We start from the raw sequence: 19,937 nt of genomic DNA, 5'->3' as shown, positions 1-19,937 counted from the left end.
GCTGCCAATGGCCCGTTACGCCCCCCGCCGCGTGGTCTTCGTGCTGTTCGACGACTGCCTGTTGCTCGACTTCGCAGGGCCGCTACAGGCCTTCGAGCTGGCTTGCGAAACGTCCAAAGCGGGGCAGGCGCCCTATGTCTGGCAGATCTGCTCGTTGAATGGCGGGCCGGTCAAAACCTCGTCCGGTCTGGAGGTGATGACGACCGCCCTCGCTGACTGCGACCACAAGTACATCGACACCCTCATGGTGGGTGGCGGTCCCGGCGTCCATCGCGCCGCTGCAGAAGCCGCGCTGGTGGATTGGTTTCGCTTGGCAGCACCGAAGGCAAGGCGCGTCTGCTCGGTCTGCACGGGCACATTCGTCTTGGCTGCGGCCGGGCTGCTGGGCGGGCGGCGCGCGGTCACCCATTGGGGTTCCTGCGACCTCCTGCGCGCAAAACATCCTGACGTTTCGGTTCAGGTCGATCCGGTCTTTGTGCATGACGGCGGCATCTGGACATCGGCAGGCGTGACGGCCGGCATCGACCTGACGCTCGCGCTGCTGGAAGATGATCTCGGCCATCGCGAGGCCATGCGCATCGCGCGCCGCCTCGTCGTTTTCCTCAAGCGGCCCGGCGGGCAGGCGCAATTCAGCGTGCCGCTGTCAATTCAGGCCTCGGAAGACCGGGCTTTCGAAACAATTTCGAGCTGGATGCAGGAAAATCTTGGCCGCGATTTGCGCGTCGAAAGTCTCGCCGAACGAGCGGGCATGAGCCCGCGCACCTTCGCGCGCGTGTTTCGCCAGAAGACCGGCCGCACCCCCGCCAAGGCGGTGGAAGAGCTTCGCGTCGAGGCTGCCCGACGCGCGCTGGAAGAGTCCGCCTCCCCTATCAAGGAAATCGCCGCGCGCGCAGGCTTTCAGAGCGAAGAGCATCTGCGTCGCGCGTTCCGTCGCCGCCTTAACGTGCTACCGCACGACTACCGGGCTCGATTCCACCAAGGGTAGAGACAATAAGGACGGGGCGGGTTAGCTCGACCGTCCCGCGATGGCCTCGGAAAGGCGCCCAACGCCGGCCTCAAAAAGCTACCCCTCCAAAATCGCGACTGCGCGCGTCCACCCTGCCGAGGCTCGCTCGATCTTCACGGGGAAGCATGACACCTTGAAGCCGGTCGACGGCAGCTTTTCGAGATTATGCAACTTCTCAAGATGGCAATAGCCGATATGGCGGCCGGCCTTGTGGCCTTCCCAGATCAGGCTGGCGTCTTTCGTCTCGGCATATTTCTTCGCGGTGTGAACGAACGGCGCGTCCCAGCTCCAGCCGTCGGTGCCGGTCAGGCGCACACCGCGCTCGAGCAGGTACATGGTTGCTTCATAGCCCATCCCGCAGCCCGAGGTGACGTAGTCCTGCCGGCCATATTTGGCGCCGGCGCTGGTGTTGACCACGACGATCTCGAGCGGCTTCAGCTCGTGGCCGATACGCTTGAGCTCGGCCTCGACGTCCTTGGCCGTTGCGACATAGCCGTCCGGCAGGTGCCGGAAGTCGAGCTTCACGCCGGGCTGGAAGCACCATTCCAGCGGCACCTCGTCGATGGTCCAGGACCGCTCGCCGCGGTTCATGGTCGGGTGAAAATGCCAGGGCGCATCGAGATGCGTGCCGTTGTGGGTGGAGAGACTGACCTGCTCCACCGCCCAGCCCTGACCATCAGGCAGATCCTCGGCCTTCAGTCCGTCGAAGAACTGCAGCATGCGCGGCAGGCCCTGCTGGTGATTGATGTACTGGATCGTCGGATGATTGCCGGGCGGGTCGGCCGGCACATCGTTCTGCAGGGGGACGGAAATGTCGATCAGCTTGGTCGTCATGGCGCTTCCTCGTTGATTGTTTCGTTGGCGGCAATCAGGCGTCTCTTCAGGCGTCTTGCCGCTCGACGCGGTTCTTCAAGATACCGATCTTCTCGACTTCGAGCTCGACTGTGTCGCCATGCTCGAGAAACCAGCCGAGCTCGAGGCCGCAGCCATTGCCGACCGTGCCGGAGCCGATGAATTCGCCGGGCATCAGCGTCTCGTCCTGGCTGACATGGGCGATGATCTCCTCGAAGGAAAACAGCATGCCCTCAGAGACGCCCTTCGAGCGGGTCTCGCCGTTGACGCGCGCTTCCATCTTCAGCTTGTAAGGATCGCCAATCTCGTCCGGCGTCACGATCCACGGCCCCAACACGTTCCCGCCGTCGAAGCTCTTGCCCTTGGCCGGGCCGAGCCGTCCCTCCATCTCGATGCGCTGGGCGTCGCGCGCGGAGAAATCGTTGAAGATGGTGTAGCCGAAGATGTGATCCTTCGCCTTCGCAGGCGTGATGTTGGCCCCCTTGTTCTTGGTGATGATCCCGAATTCGAGCTCGTAGTCCATCACCTTGCTGTAGCGCGGCCATTTCACCGTGGTGTTGGTGCCGCGGACGCTGAAGCGATTGGTGATGTAGAAGATCGGCTGCTTGCGATAGACCTCGGGCAATTCGCCGAGCGGCTCGGCGTCGATGCGCGCCAACTCTGCCATGTCGCCCCTGGCGCGTGCGGCGAGCTTCCGCTGCCCGCGCGGCGCTTGCAGGATGTGGAGCGCAAACGACATGCCGTCGCGCATCTGCCTGGGCTCCGGCACCGGCGCGAGGATGTCGACGGCGCTGACCGCCGTCGACAGCGTCGCGTCCTGGCCGTGCTTGTCGAACAGCGCACGGGCCTGATCGAGCGCGCGGGGACCTGCGTCGATCAGCGCCAGCATCGAGCCGAAGGCCGGATTGGCCTCGCCGTCCCGCGCAGCCGCGGCGGCGAGGTCGAACACCTGGCTGTCATGAGCATGGACGGCGCCGATCTTCTCCTGACCGGCCGATCTGAATGTTGCGAGCTTCACCCTGGACTCCCCTTGCTATCGTTTGAAATATATGATCAGATAAAATATCGATAAACAAGACCGAAAAATACAAACTGGGGAGAGCGCTGTGAGAGGAACACAGGTCAGGGCGGTATTGGCAGGTCTCACGGTTGGCCTTGGGGTGTCCGTTGCTTTCACGGCGCCCGTGCTGGCGCAGGCCAAGATCCAGATCGGCTGCACCGCAACCTCGGACTGCGCGTCGGCCATGGTGGCAGTGGACGAAGGCATCTTCAGAAAGCACGGCCTGAACGTCGAGATGACGCCGATCGCGATCAACTCCAACATCCCTGCGGCAATCCTGTCGAACTCGATTCAAGTCGGCGGCCCCACCTCCACCGTCTTCCTCCAGGCCGTCGACGGCGGCCTCGACCTCGTCGCCATCGCCGGCGCCTCGGTCATGAACCAGACCTCCAACACCGCGATCGCCGCCTTCGTCCGCAACGGCATCACCATCAAGGATCCCAAGGACTTCATCGGCAAGAAGGTCGGCGCGCCTGGCCTGAACGCCTTTCTCCACGTGCTGTTCGTGAAATGGCTGGTCGAAAAAGGCGTCGATCCCAGAAGCGTCAATTTCGTCGAAGTCACCTTCCCGACCATGTCCGATATCATCAAATCAGGCGGTGTCGATGCCGTGCTCACGGCTGAGCCGTTCGTCACGCGCATGAGCAATGCGGGGCTCGGCTCGGTCGGCGCGCGCTATGGCGCCGAGCTCGGCCGCACCGATCCGATCATCTTCTATGCCGCATCGCGCGACTGGGCAGAGAAGAATGTGGCGACTGTGAAGAAATTCCGCGAAGCCATCGCGGAGGCCGCCGTCATCGTCAACAGCGACCCCGAGAAGGCCTCGGCCTCGATCGCCAAGTTCACCAAGCAGCCGCTCGATCTCGTCAAGGCGACGCCGCCGAACCAGTCCGAGCCGAACCTCAAGCCGCAAAACCTCTCTTGGTGGATCGAGGTGATGTCGTCGCAGAAGATGCTGCAATCAAAGCTCGACACCGCGAAACTGGTGCTGAACTAAGGGATATCGACGATGCCTGCTCCCGAGCGCACTCTCGAACGCCTGCCGACGGAAGCCGGCACCTTGAGCGAGCGTGCCGCAAACCTCATCGAGCAGGACATCCTGGCCGGACATCTCGCGCCGGGATCGCGGCTCGGCATCGTCGAACTCGTGCAACGTTACGATATTGGCGCCACGCCCCTGCGCGAAGGCCTGTCGCGGCTGATGTCGCGCGGCCTGATCGTCGGCACCGGCCAGCGCGGCTTCCGCGTCGCCGAGGTCAGCCGCGAGGATCTCGCCGACATCACCTGCATGCGGACGGCGGTCGAGATCGAGGCCGTCAGGCTCGCCATCCTCCATGGCGATGTCGCCTGGGAGGCCGGCATCGTCAGCGCGCTGCACCAGATGCGCCGACACATCGAACGCACCGGCAACGAATTCCGCGAGGGCGCGGCGGAGTTCGACCGGCTGCACAAGGGCTTCCACACCGCGCTGCTCGCCGCCTGCGGCTCGCGGCGCATGCTGGCCGCCCACTCCGACCTCTACGACCAGGCCTACCGCTACCGCCGCGTGATGATGGGCGCCATCGACAGCGGCGAGAGATTCATCCGCAGTCACCAGATGCTCGCCGACCACGTGCTCGCCCGCGACGTGGCCGCCGCGCAAAAAATGCTGGCAGCGCATCTGCACTCGACCATCGATTTCGTCTATCCGCAGGTGGGCGGGGAGGAATCATGAGCGTCGTTGCAAGGCTCATTGAGGCACGCGCCGCGCGGCGGCAGAAACCGCTGATCGCGTTCAATGCCGCGACGCTGCGGCTCGGTGGCAAGACCATCATCGAGAATCTTGATCTTCAGGTGCGGCCGGGCGAATTCCTCTGCATCGTCGGCGCCTCCGGCTGCGGCAAGACCACGGCGCTGCGGCTCGCCGCGGGCCTCTATCGCCCCACGAGCGGCGCGGTAACGTTTGAGGGCGAGCCGATCACCGAGCCGCGGCGTGAGGTCGCGATCGTGTTCCAGGATTACGGCAAGGCGCTGTTGCCGTGGCGGACCGCGGCCGGAAACATCTCGCTGGCGCTGGAAGCCTCGCGTGTCCCGGCGCGCGAACGCGGCGCGCGCATCGAGGCGCTGCTGCGCAAGGTCGGATTGCCCGGCCATGCCGACAAATATCCGACGGAAATGTCGGGGGGCATGCAGCAACGCCTGCAGATCGCGCGCTGCCTTGCGCAGGAGCCGACCACGCTGCTGATGGACGAGCCGTTCGGCGCGCTGGACGCGATGACGCGTCAAGGCTTGCAGGACGAAGTCCTGTCGCTGACGCAAGCGAGCGAGACGACCGTGATCTTCGTGACCCACGATCTCGACGAGGCGATCTATCTCGGCGACCGCGTCATCGGCCTCTTGCCGCATCCGGGCCGGATCGGGATCGAGCTCGACGTCGACCTGCCGCGTCCGCGCGACCAGCTCGCCACCCGCGAGCATCCGGAATTCCTGCGGCTGCGCCGGCAATTGTTCGACTTCATCAAGGCGACCGAACATTGAGCCTCGACCGCACCAAGCCCTTGCTGCTGCCGCTGGCGCTGACGCTGACGTTCGAGCTGTGGGCGCGCCTTACCCAACTGCAAAGCGACAGCCTGGCCCCGCCGAGCGCGATCTTCGCGGCGCTGGCCGCGGCGCTTGCCGATCTCTCTATACCGATCGCAACCCGGGACACGCTGTTCGCTACCTTTGCAGGCCTTGCCATCGGCAGCGCCATCGGGCTTGCGCTCGGCATCGCCTTCGGCGTTTCGCGTCCCCTCGACCGGCTGATGGAGGTGACGATCGAGGCGATCCGCCCGATTCCGTCGATCGCGCTGCTGCCGATTGCGTTGATCGCGCTCGGCTTCGGCTACCGCATGGAGATCGTGATCGTGGCGTTCGCCTGCGTCTGGCCGATGCTGATCATGACGCGCAGCGCGGTGCGCAGCATCGAGCCGCGATTGATGGAAGTGTCGCGGGCCTTGCGGCTGAGCGCGCCGCAACGGATCGCGAAGGTCGTGATCCCGGCCGCACTGCCGCGGATCTTTGTCGCCTTCCGCCTGTCGGCCGGGATCGCCCTGATCGTCGCGGTCACCGTCGAGATCGCCATCAACCCGATCGGTTTGGGTGCCGGGATCATGCTGGCGCAGCAGGCACTGCGCGCCGACCTGATGCTCGCCTATCTCGTCTGGATCGGCGCGATCGGCTACGCGCTGAACATCCTGTTGATCGCAGCCCAGCGCCGCCTGTTCGGCCGCGCCGCGCTCGCCGGAGACAATCCATGAAGCGCGCGGCGATCCTCTGGCGTGTCGCAAGCGTCCTCGTCGCAGGCAGCTTCATCGCGGCATGGCAACTCGTCGCCGACCTGCGCCTGGTGTCGCCGGTGTTCCTGCCCGGTCCGGACCGCGCCTGGGCCGCTTTGGTGCGCGGCTTTTCCAGCGGCGATCTCGCAGGCAAGCTCATCGGCACGCTGGAGCACATGGCCTATGGCTGGTTCGCCGCCTCGATCGCCGGCATTGGGCTTGGCGCGCTGATCGGTTCGTCCAAGATGATGCGGGCCTATGTCGCGCCGTCGCTGGAATTCTTAAGGCCCCTGCCGGTCTCGGCGATCATCCCGGTCGCGATCGCGATGCTCGGGCTGACGCAAGGCATGGCGCTGTTCGTGATCGCCTTCGGCGCGATCTGGCCGATCATGCTCGCAACCATTCACGGCTTTGCCGCGGTCGAGCCGCGGCTCTACGAGGTCGCCCGCTCGCTGCAGATGTCGCGCGCCGCCATCATCGCCAAGATCGCCCTGCCCTCGGCATTGCCGGACATCCTCGCCGGCATGCGGCTCAGCCTGACCGTCGCGCTGATCCTCTCGGTTGTCTGCGAGATCCTGGCCGGCCTCGACGGCCTTGGTCACTGGGTCCTGCTCTCGGCACGCGCGTTCCGATCCGCCGACCTCTTCGCCGGCGTCATCCTGCTCGGTGCGACCGGATATTTGACGTCGATTGCGGTCTCGCTCGTCGAGCAGCGACTGCTCGCATGGCAAGCGGCGGCACGGTGAGGTGGGCTCAATTTCCAATCAGATCGAGGTGAAGATGAAGCTGGCCTGCCCGGACCTGACGTCGCCTCAGCATCCCCACCTCCATGAACACGAGTTCGGTCAGATCTTCGGAATTTTGGCTCGTTCCACCACCGCAGACCATTTGGCGATTTCGGACCCGATCAGCTGTTTCATTTCGTCGGGCGTGCTTCCGCGGACTTCACCTCCAACGGCGGTCTCGAGACGCTGCCTCAGCTCCGGATCCTTCAGTACGTCGAGCGTGGCGGCATTGAGGGCGCCGACGACGGATGGTGGCGTTCCCTTGGGAGCAAGTAGTCCTGCCCATGTGCGCACGTCGTATCCCTTGACGCCAGCTTCCTCGACGGTCGGCACATCCGGCAGCAGCGCGGTCCGCTTCGGCGACGTGACCGCCAGGCCGCGGATCGCACCGCTCTGGATCTGCGGCGCGAGCAGGACGGGCGTGCCGACGACGACAGGCACCTCACCACCGAGCAGCGCGGTGAGCGATTGGGAATCGCCGCGATAAGGCACATGCATGATGTCGATGCCGGCCATCGCATTGAGCAGTTCGCCGGCAAGATGATGCGTGCTGCCAAAGCCGACCGATCCGAAGCTCAAAGTCCCGGGCTTCTCTTTGGCCATGGCAATGAGTTCGCCCAGCGACTTGGCCGGATGATCGCTACGCACCGCGATGACAAGCGCGTAATAGACCAGCGTCGAAATCATGTCGAAGCTCTCGGCCGGCTGATAGCTGAGACTCTTGTAGGTCGCCGCCGATATCGCGTGCGCGCCGGTGACAAGGCCGAGCGTGTAACCGTCGGGCGCTGCTTTTGCGACGGCGTCTGCCGCGATGTTGCCGCCGGCGCCGGGCTTCGCTTCGATGACAATCGGCTGCCCGAGCTTCTTCGAGAGCCCATCGGCGATGATGCGCGACAGCGTGTCGGCCGCGCCGCCCGCGACAAAGCCGTGTAGCAGACGGATCGGGCGCGACGGATAAGTGTCCGCCGACGCCGGACCCGTCGCGAGACAAGAGCCCAGCAGAAAAATGGCCGCAGCAAGCCGCTTGATCCGACCCATGGATGCTTCTCCCGTTTGGTTATTGTGTCGTTGGCCGCAATGTGTGCGGCGATCTTCAAGTCGTCGTTGAGCCGCTACCGCGCGAACTCCGTGCATTCAGGCGATGGCGGCATGCCCCAGACGTCGCGCGGCAGCCCGACCCAGACTTTTGGCCGCTGTGGGCGATCGCGATGCCACGGACGCGGCTCGAAATAGCCGAGCGCCTCGTCGGTCATGCGGTCGAGGTCGAAGAACAGCTCGACCAGGTGACCGTCGGGATTGCGGTGGTAGATCGCGGTGTTGTGCCCGGGACCATGACGCACCGGCCCCCAGAGCACGGGGACCTTGTGCCGCGCGAGATGGTCGCAGGCTTGATGCATGTGGTCGGGGCCCCGCAGCTCGAAGGCGAAGTGATGAAGATTGCGCACCGGCGCGCGGGCGAAATTCAGCGTGTGGTGCTCGAAGCCGCTACGCATGAAGACGAAGCGGTCCTCGATCCAGTCGGAGACCCGCAGGCCCATCGCATTGGCGTAGAACTCGGAAGCTGCTTGCGGATCGGGCGTGCGCAGCGCGACATGGCCGAGCTTGCTGACGGCGAGCCCTGCGATGCGCTCCTGCGCGGGGGTCGGCGTCCAGCCCTGGATCAATTCGAAGCGTGTCCCCTCGGGATCGCTGAACGACAGCAGGCGGGAGATGCCCGGCAAGGGATCGCTGTGAAGCTCGGGCCGCAAGTCAGCCTGCTTCAGCGCAGAGCCGAGCGCCTCGATCTGGATGTCAGGGGATATTTCGAAGGCGATGCTCTTCAGCGCGGCATCGCCGGGCTCGATTACCAGCGAGAGCTGCTCGGACTCATTGGCGAGAAACAGGCGGCCTCCGTCGCGAGCGACTAGGCCAAGACCGATCACGCCGCGGTAGTAGTCGAGCAGCCGTTCCGGATCCGGCGAGGTGAAGGTCGCGTGCCGCAGCCGGGTGAGGCGTGCAATGGGTGCTTGTGTCATCGTGCGGTCCAGCCCCTCATGGCGTCATGATGATCTTGCCGAGCGCGGAGCCTTGCTCCAGCAGCGTATGCGCTTTCCTGACCTCGTCGAGCTTCAGCACCGCCGAGATCGCCGGCTTGATCGCATTGCGACCCAGCGCCTCGATCACGCTGCGCATCAGGGCGCGACGACCGTCGCGATCATGGTCGTAGATGTGGAAGGAGAAGCAGCGCACCGCCGGACAGATATCGAGATGGTTGCGCATCGCAACCATCAGGTTTTCTTCCGGCAGCCCCGCGAAGGCATTGTACGACAGCAGCGTGCCCCATTTGCCGAGCGCGCCGAGATAGGCGGTGAATTCGGGCCCGCAGACGTGATCGAGCACGAGGCCGACGCCCTCGCCCTTGGTCAGCTCGCGCGTCCGCGCCACCACATCCTCGCTGCGGTAGAAGATAACGTGATCGGCGCCGTTGGCCTTCGCGAAAGCGGCTTTCTGCTCGGTCGAGACCGTGCCGATCACGGTCATCCCGGCGAGCTTTGCCAGCTGCACCAGCGCGGTGCCGACGCCGCCGGCGGCGCCGATCACCAGCACGCTGCTAGGTGCGCGCGGATGGCGGCACTCGTGCAGCAGCGTGTAGGCGACCTGGTAGTTCGACAGGCACACGGCGGCTTGCAGATCGACGTGGTCGGGCAACGCGTGAACGGCGTCCGCAGGCGCGACCACATAATCGGCGTAGCAGCCGCCGCGCTGGGACAGATCACGCGCGCTCAGCAGCACCTTCTGGCCGATTGCAAATCCCTCGACGCCGGGCCCGAGCGCGGAAATGCGGCCGGCGACGTCGTTGCCGGGATTGGCCGGCAGCAGCGGCATCCATTTGTACACGCCGCGCCGGATCAGCGCGTCGGGCTGCCCGACCCCGAATGCCTCCGCCCGGATCTGCACCTGTCCTGCGCCCGGCACGGGCACGGGAACCTCGACCACCTCGAGTGCATCCGGCCCACCTGGCTGACGCACCAACACCGCCCTCATGTCTCCACGCTCCCCAGACCTCTTCAAAACGTCATTTTCGAAAATCATACCGTTTGCGAAAATTATTGCAAGATGGTCGTTGCCGCGGCATCTTGGGCCATCGATTCATTGGCAGGCCCATGCCCGACAGCGCCATTCGTCCCCGCAAGGAATTCGGCAAGACCATTGCCGCCGACATCACCCATCGGCTGCGCGAGGAGATCATTGCCTGCAGCTTGGCACCCGGCGAGCCGCTCCGTTTCGACGTGCTGCGCGAACGCTTCGGCGCAAGCTTTACGACGCTGCGCGAGGCGCTGACGGCGCTCGCCGCCGAGGGCCTCGTCGACGCCCAGGAGCAGCGCGGGTTTCGCGTCGCCCCAGTCAGCCGCCAGGATCTGGTGGAGGTCACCGATGCCCGCGTGCTGATTGAGGTGGAATTGATCCGCCGCTCGATCGAGCGCGGCGATGACGACTGGGAAATCGCCGTGATCTCGACGCTGCACCGCCTGAAGCGGATCGAGCAGCGCGATCCCGAGCATCCCCTGCGCGATCCCGAATGGAAGATCGCCCACCGCCAGTTCCACCAGGCGCTGGTCTCCGCCTGCGGCTCGGCAACGCTGCTCGCCATCCGCGCCGAGCTGTTTGATCGCGCCGAGCGCTACCGGCACCTCTCCGCCAATCTCCGCCCTCGCCCGCGCGACAAGGCCGGCGAGCACCAGGCGATCATGCAGGCGGCGATCTCGCGCAACGCCGATCTCGCCGTGCAGCTCATCGAGGCGCATATCCGCTCGACCTTCGACAACGTGGCGACTTACGCCGGCCATCTGCTCGACTCTGAATAGGCAGTATGGACATTTTCACGCGGGCGGGCTTGCCTCGCGAGAGATTTTCGAAAATAATACACTTCATCGAAAATCGCAAACCCTTGGGGCGAGACCATGAAGCTGCTGTCGTTCTTGGACGGAAACCGGGAAAGCTGGGGCGCTGTCGTCGAAAATGGCGTCATCGATCTCGGCCGCGCCTTGCCCCAGTACCCGACGCTGGCAGACTTCCTCGGCAGCGACGACTACGCGCGCCGCGAGTCTATCGTCGCCGGGCACAAGCCGACGATAGCGCTGAGCGACGTCAAATATCTGCCGGTGATCCCGCGCCCGGAAAAGATCGTCTGCGCCGTGCGCAATTACCTCGACCACCACAACGAGGCGGTGGCCTTCGGCATGAAGCGCGAGATCACGGAGTTTCCGCCGATCTTCCTGCGGGTCTGGCGCTCCCAGGTCGGCCACAATGCCCCGGTGATCCGGCCGAAGGTGTCGGACAATTTCGACTGGGAAGGCGAGCTTGCGGTCGTCATCGGCAAGGGCGGCCGTCACATCAGCCAGGCTGAGGCCTGGAGTCACGCGGCGGGTTACTCGATCTACAATGACGTCAGCGTGCGCGACTGGCAGCGCCATGCGCAGCAGATCGCTTCCGGCAAGAACTTCGTCGGCACCGGCCCCTTCGGACCGTGGCTCGCCACTCCCGATGAGATTGGCGATCCGACCAATCTCAAGCTGGAGACCCGCGTCAATGGAACGGTGATGCAGTCCTCCAACACCTCGATGCTGATCTTCTCGATCCCGCGCCTGATCGAATATTCCTCGACCATTTTCGACCTCGTTCCGGGCGATGTGATCGTCACAGGTACACCCGCTGGCGTCGGCTTCACACGCAAGCCGCCGATCTTTCTCAAGCCGGGCGATGTCGTGGAGGTTGAGATCGAGAACATTGGTGTGCTGCGCAATCCGGTCGTGGATGAGGCATAAGCCCGGCATGCTGTCATATGACATTCGCAAGACCGCACTTAGTGTCGAGACGATCTTGCACGAGCGCGGCCCCCGGCTGGAGAAGCCGCTGCTGGTGGGGACCGCGGTCGCAGTGATCCGCAATCCGTTCACCGGCCGCTATGAGCCTGACCTGATGCCGTTCCAGGCGTCCTTGCGTGAGCTCGGCCGCGAGCTCGCGAGCCGACTGATCGCGCAGCTCGGCGGCGCCGAGCGTATCGAAGCCTATGGCAAGGGCATCATCGTCGGCGAGGACGGCGAGCTCGAGCACGGCGCCGTCTGGCACGAAGCCGGCGGCCAGGGCATGCGCGAGGTGCTGGGGCAGCCCAAAGCGATCGTGCCGGCGGCGAAGACCATTGGCGGCGCCGGCACGCGCCTGATGGTGCCGCTCGGCCATATCCACGCGGCCTACGTCCGCAGTCATTTCAGCACGGCTGAGATGACGATCTGGGATGCGCCCAGGCGTGACGAGATCGCGTTCGGCCTGGTGATGGCGACCGGCGGCAGACCTCATGCGCGGATCGGGGGCCTCGCCGTATCGGATATCTCAGTGCACGATGGGCAGCGCTGAGGATTGACGGCGGATTCCGCCTCAAGCTTCACAAACCCTGGCAGTCATGACGCCCGCTGGTCTAACCTAGTCATTCCGGCGTCTTGTGCTTTGACCGAAGAGCCTCAACCCCAACCCGATCGCCGCCCTACGTAAATCACACCATCGCGTTCCATGAGGTTTAGGTCTCGCTCGTCGAGCAGCGACTGCTCGCATGGCAGACCGCGGCGAGGTAGCGCGGCGATCCCATCGCCAAACAAAAATGGCCCGCATCGCGCGGGCCATTTTCGTGTCATCGGATCCGGTCAATCCGAATTTGGTTGCGGGGACCCGCAACAAGCCCCCCCTGCGGTTACCACGACTTCGATTTGCTGCATGAATTCAACGGGATCTAAGCCCCGGAATTGAGGACGCCGCTTGGCGTCCCATAGGTAAAGACCGACATGACCGAGATTTCAAACGGTGGCCTCCCCGAGGCCGCCGCAAAACCCGTTTCCGACGACATGCCGCCGCCGCACGAGAAAATCGCCGGATGGATCGAATCCGACGACGCCGACGACGACCTGTCGGCTACCTACCCGTCCGAGCCGGGTGCCGGCCGGGAGGGGGAGCAAGGCGGCGATAGGAACGCCGGGGATGCGCCAAACGCGTCCCCGCGCTCTTGGGGGTTCGATGTTGAGGAAATCAACCGTAGCTACGCCGTGGCCATTTGGGGCGGTAAGACCGTGGTGGTGAATGAACAGGCCGCCGGCCCGGTCAATGACCGGGTGCGGGTGATGTCGTTCGAGTCCCAGAACCTCTGGTTCGCGAACACCTGCACGGAAATCAAGGGATCGGACGGCAAGATTCGGGCTGTTACCTGGGCGCAGGCTTGGCAGCGGCACCCCGATCGCCGGCAGTACGAGGGAATTGAGTTTTTCCCCAATCCGGATGGCGCCAAGGGCACACCGAACTATCTCAATTTCTGGCGTGGGTTCGATGTGACGCCCTCGCCGGCGGGATCGTATGATATCTTTCGCGACCATCTGCTCAACAACGTCTGCGACGGCGATCCCGAGCTATTCAAATACGTTTTCGGCTGGATGGCGCACCTCGTCCAACGTCCGCGCGAGCGGCCCGGTACGGCCCTCGTGCTGATCGGCCGACGCGGGACTGGCAAGAGCAAGGTCGGTGAAGTGCTGGGATCGTTGATCCCGGCGCACTACTTTCAGGTGGATGACGCCCGATACATCACCGGCCAATTCAATGAGCATATGGCGAGTTGCTTGCTGTTGCAGGCCGAGGAAGCGATTTGGGCGGGCGACAAGGCGGCCGAGGGACGGCTCAAGGGCTTGATCACGAGCGAAATGCAGATGATTGAGTCCAAGGGCGTCAACGCGATCCGCATGCGCAATTTCGTTCGCGTGATCATGACATCAAACGAGAGTTGGGTTGTCCCTGCCGGCATGGATGAACGCCGGTTTGTTGTCCTCGACGTAAACCCTCGGTGCGCCCAAGATCACGAATATTTCGCCGAGATGGATGAGGAATTGAACAACGGCGGGCGCGAGCGGTTGCTTCACGACTTGCAGACGTTCGATCTGTCTCAGGTGAACCTGAGGCATCTTCCGCAAACGCAAGCGCTGCTTGAGCAAAAGATTCGGTCCCTCGATACGATCGATGACTTTTGGTTCAATCGGCTTCACGAAGGCGGCGAGTGGCCAAGCCGGATCGTGTGTGATCATCTCTACAGCGAGTACCTCAAAGCCATCGGTGTCGGCCGCAAACGTGGCACTGCCGAGTTTGGCAAGCGCCTCGCAAAGCTTGTGCCCGATCTCCGCAAAATTCGGCCCGCAATGGAAACTGAGCCCGGTGTGATGAAGCGCGTATGGTGTTACGAATTACCGTCGCTTGACGAGTGCCGCGCGGCATTCGATGATCTGCTTGGCCAGCCTGTCCCTTGGCCGGCGCTCCCCCCGGGAGAGGGCGAGCGAGCGCAGCAGCCGGTTGACCCGGATGATGTCGCTCCGGTCTAGGCGCGTCCAAGGGCCGTCCAAGCTGTGGAAATTCAATTTAGCCTATAAAATAAGGCCCGCGTCCAAGGTGTCTAGGGAGTCTAGGTCGCGCGCGCGTAGGCGAAGCAAGCCGGTCTCAGCCCTGAGGCCGGCTTTTGTTTTACCTCAACCCTATCAAAGTCCTTGGACTCCTTGGACACCCTAGACCAACCCGCAAAATAAAGCCGTTTCTCGCAGTCCAAGCGCCTCAACGGTGCTTGGACTGCTTGGACATGTCTACAGAGTATCCAATGAGCAAGTTGACCAAAGACCAAATCGAATTCGCAAAGTCGATGACTATCAAGCAGCGCCACGTTTTGCGGGCGCTCGCGATCTACCCGAATGGATGGTTCATGAGCGCGAGCGAGCGCGCTGATCCTGAATTGTATGAACTGTTCCGGCACCGGCTCGTGCAGTGCCATCATATTTGCGCAACCGGCGGTCTCCCGGCGTGGGGCGTCACCGAGTTTGGCAAGCGGATCGCGGAACGGCAGGCGAAGGGAGCCTACTAGGCAGCGGGTCCTTCCCGGACACCCACCGCCTACGGCCCAAGCGCGCCCCAAGAATTCACCAGTCACAGCTTGTGAATCCTGAGTTGACACGGTTGACAAGGTTTGTCAGCCCGGTGGCTTCGCCAACCCTCTCAAAGGAAAGGGTACAACAAGGCCTATGGCTTCTTGAGCCAGCGATCGAAGCTGTTCGGTTCCCTTGGATTGGAGAAGGCCCGATCGCGGTGATTTCCCCATTGTGCATCTAAGGCACCGCAATTATTGATTGTTTAGTGGCAGGGGAATCGCATGGCAACTCGGCTGGACTGGAACGATATTCGCGCGCGCGCCGCAAAATTCGCGGAGGAATGGAAAGATGCCCACTACGAGCGGGGAGAAACTCAGACCTTTTACAACGAGTTCTTTGAGCTGTTTGGTGTAACGCGCAGGCGTCTGGCCAGCTTCGAATACGGCGTCAAGCTGCCCGAGAACAAGCGCGGCTTTCTTGATTTGTTTTGGAAGGGAAAGCTTCTTATCGAGCAGAAATCCAAAGGGCAGGACCTGAAGCCGGCTAGGGAGCAAGCTCTAAAGTATTTTCCTGGCCTCAAAGAAGAAGAGCTTCCGCGATACATCCTGCTCTCAGATTTTCAAAACTTCGAGCTTTACGATCTTGATATTGATCCTGATAAGCCGCTGGTCTTCAAGCTCGACCAGCTTCCCGATCACGTCCAATCCTTTGGGTTCATAGTCGGATTAGAGCGGAGACTTTTCCGCGATCAAGACCCCGCGAACATTCAGGCCTCGGAGATCATGGGTGCACTTCACGATGCACTCGAAGCCTCCGGTTATGACGGACATAACCTTGAGAGATTTCTCGTAAGGTTGCTTTTTTGCCTTTTCTCCGATGACACCGGCATTTTCCAGCCTCTCGGAATATTCGAAGAATACGTCGCAAACACTCGCGAAGATGGCGCCGACGTCGGCGGAGCGTTGGCCGCTCTCTTCCAAGTGCTCAATACTAAGGAAAATGCTCGACACAAAACCATCAGCGCTGAGCTAAACAAGTTTCCGTACGTGAATGGCGACCTATTTGCGGAGAATCTACCGCTCCCGCACTTCGATCGCGACATGCGTAACAAGCTTCTTGCAGCCTGTGGGTTCAAGTGGGAAGCAATATCTCCGGCAATTTTCGGCGCACTATTCCAATCTGTAATGAATACGGAGGAGCGAAGAAAAAAAGGAGCGCACTACACTTCAGAAAAGAACATCCTCAAAGTTATCGAACCGCTTTTTATGGACGACCTGAAGGCGGAGTTCGAACGGATCACGTCGCTTAAGCGTGGACGCGACAAAGCTCTTGATGAATTCCATACGAGACTATCCAAACTGACCTTTTTCGATCCAGCGTGTGGATGTGGCAACTTTCTGGTTATTGCCTATCGCGAGCTGCGGGAACTCGAAACGAGGATTCTGAAAGAACTTCATCCTGAGCAACGTGTAACCGACATCGGGCTGTACACTAGGGTGAATGTTGACCAATTTTATGGAATCGAGATCGAGGAATTTCCAGCGCGCATCGCTGAAGTTGCGATGTGGATGACAGATCACATTGAGAACGTGAGGCTTTCTGCTGCTTTCGGCGAGGCATATACGCGAATCCCCCTGACAAAGTCTCCCAACATTAGGCATGCAGACGCGCTAGAGACAGATTGGTCTCAGGTGATTTCGGCTGACAAGTGCTCGTTCGTATTTGGAAATCCACCCTTTGTCGGAGCCAAATATCAAAGCGAGCAGCAACGCGAACAGGTTCGCCGAATAGCGGCGCTTGGGGGATCGGGCGGTTCGCTAGACTACGTTTGTGCTTGGTTCATAAAAGCGGGCCAATTTACAAAGGGTTCAGGAGCGCGGATTGCGTTCGTGGCGACAAATTCTGTAACGCAAGGCGAGCAGGTAGGCCAACTGTGGCCAGTGTTATTTGATCGATGCAAGCTAGAGATCAGCTTTGCGCACCGGACGTTTCAATGGTTGTCCGACGCCAGAGGGCAGGCACACGTTCATTGCGTAATCATCGGCCTGTCGCAACGGAATCAAGAACCAAGCCAAAAGCGGCTGTTCTCTTATCTCACGATCGATGGCGACCCTGTCGAAAGCAGCCATTCGGCGCTTTCTCCCTACCTGATTGATGCCTCTCGCCTTCGGGACAAGCATCTCGTCGTCCGCGAACTCTCTCGCTCGATTTCAGGAGCACCAGCGATGATCATTGGCTCTAAGCCAATCGACGGTGGATACCTGATTCTCGATACTCCCGAGGAGAAGGCGGAATTTTTGGCAGCATGTCCGAGCGCACGCCCCTTTGTAAAACCGTTTATTGGGGGACAGGAATATTTGAACGGCGGAACGCGTTGGATTTTGGCTCTTCAAGAGGCGAGTCCGGCACAGCTTCGCGCGATGTCCAGTGTATCGGAGCGGCTAAAGTTCGTTCGTGAGTATCGATTAGGCCGACGTCCGGCAAAACGAAAGCAGGACAAGGAAGCAAAGAAGCCCGGAATATCGGCGCGAGGCTTGGCGGATACACCAGCGCAATTTCACGTTACTGTAATCCCAAAATCCCCGATTTTGGTGGTGCCAGAGGTCAGTTCAGAGACCCGAAGATATATTCCTATGGGGTGGTTAGAACCGCCTATTATACCGAGCAACAAGCTTCGATTCATCAAGGATGCCGATCTGTATCAGTTTGGAGTGATGTCCTCCGCCATGCACATGGCATGGACGACGTTCGTAGGCGGGCGACTGGAGAGCCGGTTTCAATATTCCATAGGCATCAACTATAACGCCTTTCCTTGGCCGGCTGCTCCGGGAGAGAAAGAAGTGGAGAAGGTTCGCACTTTGGCAAAAGCTGTTCTCGATGCCCGCAAGCAATTCCCTGATTCATCCCTTGCAGACATTTACGATGCGACCTCGATGCCGCCCGTCTTACTTAAGGCTCATCGGGCACTTGATGTTGCTGTCGATCGTATTTATCGCAAGGAGCCGTTTGGAAGCGACGGTGAGCGGGTTGAGCATCTTTTCAAATTGTATGAGGACCTGATCGCGCCAATGTTCTCAGTTGGGATAAAGAGGCGAAAGAGAATGCCTTCTGGCAAGAGCGACACTTCTAGCCTAGCCGCGGGTGAGTAGGTCTAAGAATCGCTTGACTGAGTTGGCGCCTACCTCAGCCTTGAGCCCTGCCAGCAAGACTTTGATGCGCCCTGTTGACGCTGACAAGCATTTCGCTCGCGCGGCAGGAAACTAGTGCATTATGCACTATCTTGCGCGAGTCTGACAAAACAGGAATGGTTGCTGCGGGTGTCGAAAGCCCGGACTCGAACAGCACCGTTTCCAAACTTGCCGCGGTTTCCGCCCTCGACGGCGGATCAACTTGGCCGCTTGGCTGGGAGGGCCGCGCTATGTCCAGAGCGAAGGCTTAAGAGCGCGTCCACCTGTTTCGAGCAGTTTCGACCTCCCGGCTGCCGGGCCGGCACCCGACGCCGGCTGTAGAAGCCAACTCGAAACGTTTTCTTTATGACTAAGAACACAGCATCTTGCCCTCGCGTGCGTTTTGCAACTTATCGAGATGAGGAAACGGGCGAGACGACGCCGCTCTACCTCCACTCACGCGAGGCGATCGACGTCGAAATTGATCAACGCATTCGCGCCGATGCGTCGCGGGCTGCACGGCATGAGGCGACCCGCGCCAAGTGGCACTCACAACTTGGAAGTTGCGTTGCGGCCTAAAGACGCTTTCGAGAAGCGCGGGCGAATCGCCCGCGCATTTCCTCTCGAGAAAATGCACTGATCGCCTGCAATCAAAGGGGTTTCCTGCGATTCCGTGCGGGGGGTGTTTGATTTCATGGGGAAGTCTTGACATAACCCCGGACGGATCAAAAGGCGTCACAAGACACCAACTCTGCATCAATGAGCGCGAAAACGGTCTCGGCCTGATCAAAGAGGGTTGGAGAAACGATGCGCCGAACCGCTGTGGTTTAAGGGGTTTGCTGCGATTCCGTGTCCGGGTAGTTTGATTTCATGGGGAAGTCTTGACATAACCCCGGACGGATCAAAAGGCATCACAAGACACCAACTCGCATCAATGAGCGCGATAACGGCCCGCGACCTGATGAATAAGGGCCGGGAAAAGTTGCGCCGAACCGCTGCAAACTAAGGGGTTTCTTACAAACTCGTGCGGGGGGTGTTTGACCGGAACGGAAGTCCATTCTATCAACCCCCGCACTGATGCAAGCTGCCACAGAACGGCGCCAACAGGCGCTACACGGATCGGCAGTCGATCTCTTTAGGTTAGCCTAGGGAAAAAGAACCCGCCCCATTCGAGGCGGGTTTTTGCATTTCTGCGGCCACCATGGAATGCAGCGGCTCAATCGGGGCGCTGAACGTCACATGGCCACGGCCATGCAATCTCACTTCACAACATAGGAGATATCACCATGTTTACACGACAGGACGTTTGCGCCATGACGGGCATTCCCGTTGCGGCATTCAAGACTCGGGCGCGGCGGGACCAACTGCCGACCGTCAATGTGCCGTCTCAAGGCGCAACCGACGAAATTCGGGATCGCGCAAAGGAACGCGGGTGGAATTGGTTTTCGCCCGTCGATGTCCTTCTCATCGCCGTCCAAGAGCGTTTGATGATGGAGATCGGATACGCCGATGGCTCCAGCGCCGCAACCGCCGCGAAAATCGTCGAGTGCAACGCCGGCGATATCGGGCACATGTATTGGTTGGCATCGCCAACGATCGGCGAGCCGTCGCCGCACGATCTTTGGGTCGGTTATCTGGGCTACACCGACCAAGGCGGGCGCAACAGCGGCGGGCGCAATCTCGGCGGCGACCTTGTGAGTGTTCTCGGACAACTCAAGGCGGATGTCGAGCAACAGAAAGCGCGGCTTGTCTTGGTGAACGCATCAACTGTTCTCCGTGACATCCGCAACAATGCCGCTCGCTTTAACATCACCTTCCCGGTGCCGGCGGACTGGCGGTGACCCGGAAG

At 61.5% G+C, this 19,937-nt stretch carries 18 protein-coding genes; 13 read left to right on the top strand and 5 right to left on the bottom strand.

Translation table 11 applies throughout. The annotated features are described in order from the left end of the window. Positions 1 to 7: 7 nt before the first annotated feature. A complete protein-coding gene (locus HZZ13_RS22110) occupies positions 8 to 985 on the top strand; it encodes a GlxA family transcriptional regulator (RefSeq protein WP_197961642.1) in 978 nt (325 codons plus the stop codon). 78 nt (positions 986 to 1,063) lie between these two features. Here HZZ13_RS22110 and HZZ13_RS22105 read toward each other — a convergent pair whose 3' ends face one another. After that, positions 1,064 to 1,840, bottom strand: coding sequence for a cyclase family protein (locus tag HZZ13_RS22105; protein ID WP_197961641.1), 777 nt, complete (start codon positions 1,838 to 1,840; stop codon positions 1,064 to 1,066). A 46-nt stretch (positions 1,841 to 1,886) separates the two neighbouring features. Beyond that, positions 1,887 to 2,876 (bottom strand): fumarylacetoacetate hydrolase family protein, encoded by a 990-nt coding sequence (locus tag HZZ13_RS22100; protein WP_197961640.1) that lies wholly within the window; start codon positions 2,874 to 2,876, stop codon positions 1,887 to 1,889. A gap of 88 nt (positions 2,877 to 2,964) precedes the next feature. Here HZZ13_RS22100 and HZZ13_RS22095 point away from each other — a divergent pair, with 88 nt between their 5' ends. Genes HZZ13_RS22095 through HZZ13_RS22075 form a run of 5 tightly spaced genes read left to right on the top strand, consistent with a single transcriptional unit; the run spans position 2,965 to position 6,960 of the window. Next, complete coding sequence (locus HZZ13_RS22095) at positions 2,965 to 3,915, top strand: ABC transporter substrate-binding protein (protein WP_197961639.1); 951 nt, start codon at positions 2,965 to 2,967, stop codon at positions 3,913 to 3,915. Between the two features lie 12 nt (positions 3,916 to 3,927). Further along, complete coding sequence (locus HZZ13_RS22090) at positions 3,928 to 4,632, top strand: GntR family transcriptional regulator (RefSeq protein ID WP_197961638.1); 705 nt, start codon at positions 3,928 to 3,930, stop codon at positions 4,630 to 4,632. Continuing rightward, the gene (locus HZZ13_RS22085; protein WP_057028320.1) at positions 4,629 to 5,435 is read left to right on the top strand and encodes an ABC transporter ATP-binding protein; all 807 of its coding nucleotides are present in this window, start codon (positions 4,629 to 4,631) and stop codon (positions 5,433 to 5,435) included. Before HZZ13_RS22090 ends, HZZ13_RS22085 begins: the two co-directional genes overlap by 4 nt. Continuing rightward, a complete protein-coding gene (locus HZZ13_RS22080) occupies positions 5,432 to 6,196 on the top strand; it encodes an ABC transporter permease (RefSeq protein ID WP_197961637.1) in 765 nt (254 codons plus the stop codon). The genes HZZ13_RS22085 and HZZ13_RS22080 overlap by 4 nt, the downstream gene beginning before the upstream one ends. Next, on the top strand, positions 6,193 to 6,960 hold the full coding sequence (locus HZZ13_RS22075) for an ABC transporter permease (RefSeq protein ID WP_197961636.1): 768 nt from the start codon (positions 6,193 to 6,195) through the stop codon (positions 6,958 to 6,960). The genes HZZ13_RS22080 and HZZ13_RS22075 overlap by 4 nt, the downstream gene beginning before the upstream one ends. Positions 6,961 to 7,059: 99 nt before the next feature. On the opposite strand, the gene HZZ13_RS22070 is transcribed toward HZZ13_RS22075, so the two are convergent. The 3 genes from HZZ13_RS22070 to HZZ13_RS22060 form a co-directional block, all read right to left on the bottom strand. Next, a complete protein-coding gene (locus tag HZZ13_RS22070) occupies positions 7,060 to 8,037 on the bottom strand; it encodes a Bug family tripartite tricarboxylate transporter substrate binding protein (protein ID WP_197961635.1) in 978 nt (325 codons plus the stop codon). Between the two features lie 74 nt (positions 8,038 to 8,111). Continuing rightward, the gene (locus HZZ13_RS22065) at positions 8,112 to 9,014 is read right to left on the bottom strand and encodes a VOC family protein (protein ID WP_197961634.1); all 903 of its coding nucleotides are present in this window, start codon (positions 9,012 to 9,014) and stop codon (positions 8,112 to 8,114) included. Positions 9,015 to 9,030: 16 nt separating this feature from the next. Beyond that, positions 9,031 to 10,023 carry a zinc-dependent alcohol dehydrogenase family protein gene (locus HZZ13_RS22060; RefSeq protein WP_197961633.1) on the bottom strand — a complete coding sequence of 331 codons (993 nt, stop codon included), beginning with the start codon at positions 10,021 to 10,023 and terminating at the stop codon, positions 9,031 to 9,033. 119 nt (positions 10,024 to 10,142) lie between these two features. On the opposite strand from HZZ13_RS22060, the gene HZZ13_RS22055 reads away from it, so the two are divergent. The 7 genes from HZZ13_RS22055 to HZZ13_RS22025 all read left to right on the top strand — a co-directional run bounded on the left by HZZ13_RS22055 (position 10,143) and on the right by HZZ13_RS22025 (position 19,929). Continuing rightward, positions 10,143 to 10,844 carry an FCD domain-containing protein gene (locus tag HZZ13_RS22055; protein WP_197961632.1) on the top strand — a complete coding sequence of 234 codons (702 nt, stop codon included), beginning with the start codon at positions 10,143 to 10,145 and terminating at the stop codon, positions 10,842 to 10,844. A gap of 96 nt (positions 10,845 to 10,940) precedes the next feature. Continuing rightward, positions 10,941 to 11,804: a fumarylacetoacetate hydrolase family protein gene (locus tag HZZ13_RS22050; protein ID WP_197961631.1), complete on the top strand. Its 864-nt coding sequence runs from the start codon at positions 10,941 to 10,943 to the stop codon at positions 11,802 to 11,804. Positions 11,805 to 11,814: 10 nt separating this feature from the next. Beyond that, positions 11,815 to 12,393, top strand: a complete 579-nt coding sequence (locus HZZ13_RS22045; protein WP_376707074.1) for an amino acid synthesis family protein — start codon at positions 11,815 to 11,817, stop codon at positions 12,391 to 12,393. A gap of 422 nt (positions 12,394 to 12,815) precedes the next feature. Then, positions 12,816 to 14,387 carry a DUF5906 domain-containing protein gene (locus HZZ13_RS22040; protein ID WP_197961629.1) on the top strand — a complete coding sequence of 524 codons (1,572 nt, stop codon included), beginning with the start codon at positions 12,816 to 12,818 and terminating at the stop codon, positions 14,385 to 14,387. A gap of 269 nt (positions 14,388 to 14,656) precedes the next feature. Continuing rightward, positions 14,657 to 14,917 carry a hypothetical protein gene (locus HZZ13_RS22035; protein WP_197961628.1) on the top strand — a complete coding sequence of 87 codons (261 nt, stop codon included), beginning with the start codon at positions 14,657 to 14,659 and terminating at the stop codon, positions 14,915 to 14,917. 285 nt (positions 14,918 to 15,202) lie between these two features. Continuing rightward, positions 15,203 to 18,070 carry a class I SAM-dependent DNA methyltransferase gene (locus tag HZZ13_RS22030; RefSeq protein ID WP_197961627.1) on the top strand — a complete coding sequence of 956 codons (2,868 nt, stop codon included), beginning with the start codon at positions 15,203 to 15,205 and terminating at the stop codon, positions 18,068 to 18,070. Positions 18,071 to 19,374: 1,304 nt separating this feature from the next. Then, the gene (locus HZZ13_RS22025) at positions 19,375 to 19,929 is read left to right on the top strand and encodes a hypothetical protein (RefSeq protein ID WP_197961626.1); all 555 of its coding nucleotides are present in this window, start codon (positions 19,375 to 19,377) and stop codon (positions 19,927 to 19,929) included. The last annotated feature ends 8 nt before the right edge of the window (positions 19,930 to 19,937 follow it).

It is taken from the genome of Bradyrhizobium agreste (genome assembly GCF_016031625.1).
Taxonomy (GTDB): domain Bacteria; phylum Pseudomonadota; class Alphaproteobacteria; order Rhizobiales; family Xanthobacteraceae; genus Bradyrhizobium; species Bradyrhizobium agreste.
This window is presented reverse-complemented; position numbering and strand designations above follow the sequence as displayed.

Coding starts and splice junctions, on each gene's coding strand:
- HZZ13_RS22110 (WP_197961642.1), top strand. CDS start 8: ATGGCCCGTTACGCCCCCCGCCGCGTGGTCTTCGTGCTGTTCGACGAC.
- HZZ13_RS22105 (WP_197961641.1), bottom strand. CDS start 1,840: ATGACGACCAAGCTGATCGACATTTCCGTCCCCCTGCAGAACGATGTG.
- HZZ13_RS22090 (WP_197961638.1), top strand. CDS start 3,928: ATGCCTGCTCCCGAGCGCACTCTCGAACGCCTGCCGACGGAAGCCGGC.
- HZZ13_RS22085 (WP_057028320.1), top strand. CDS start 4,629: ATGAGCGTCGTTGCAAGGCTCATTGAGGCACGCGCCGCGCGGCGGCAG.
- HZZ13_RS22075 (WP_197961636.1), top strand. CDS start 6,193: ATGAAGCGCGCGGCGATCCTCTGGCGTGTCGCAAGCGTCCTCGTCGCA.
- HZZ13_RS22070 (WP_197961635.1), bottom strand. CDS start 8,037: ATGGGTCGGATCAAGCGGCTTGCTGCGGCCATTTTTCTGCTGGGCTCT.
- HZZ13_RS22065 (WP_197961634.1), bottom strand. CDS start 9,014: ATGACACAAGCACCCATTGCACGCCTCACCCGGCTGCGGCACGCGACC.
- HZZ13_RS22060 (WP_197961633.1), bottom strand. CDS start 10,023: ATGAGGGCGGTGTTGGTGCGTCAGCCAGGTGGGCCGGATGCACTCGAG.
- HZZ13_RS22055 (WP_197961632.1), top strand. CDS start 10,143: ATGCCCGACAGCGCCATTCGTCCCCGCAAGGAATTCGGCAAGACCATT.
- HZZ13_RS22050 (WP_197961631.1), top strand. CDS start 10,941: ATGAAGCTGCTGTCGTTCTTGGACGGAAACCGGGAAAGCTGGGGCGCT.
- HZZ13_RS22040 (WP_197961629.1), top strand. CDS start 12,816: ATGACCGAGATTTCAAACGGTGGCCTCCCCGAGGCCGCCGCAAAACCC.
- HZZ13_RS22035 (WP_197961628.1), top strand. CDS start 14,657: ATGAGCAAGTTGACCAAAGACCAAATCGAATTCGCAAAGTCGATGACT.
- HZZ13_RS22030 (WP_197961627.1), top strand. CDS start 15,203: ATGGCAACTCGGCTGGACTGGAACGATATTCGCGCGCGCGCCGCAAAA.
- HZZ13_RS22025 (WP_197961626.1), top strand. CDS start 19,375: ATGTTTACACGACAGGACGTTTGCGCCATGACGGGCATTCCCGTTGCG.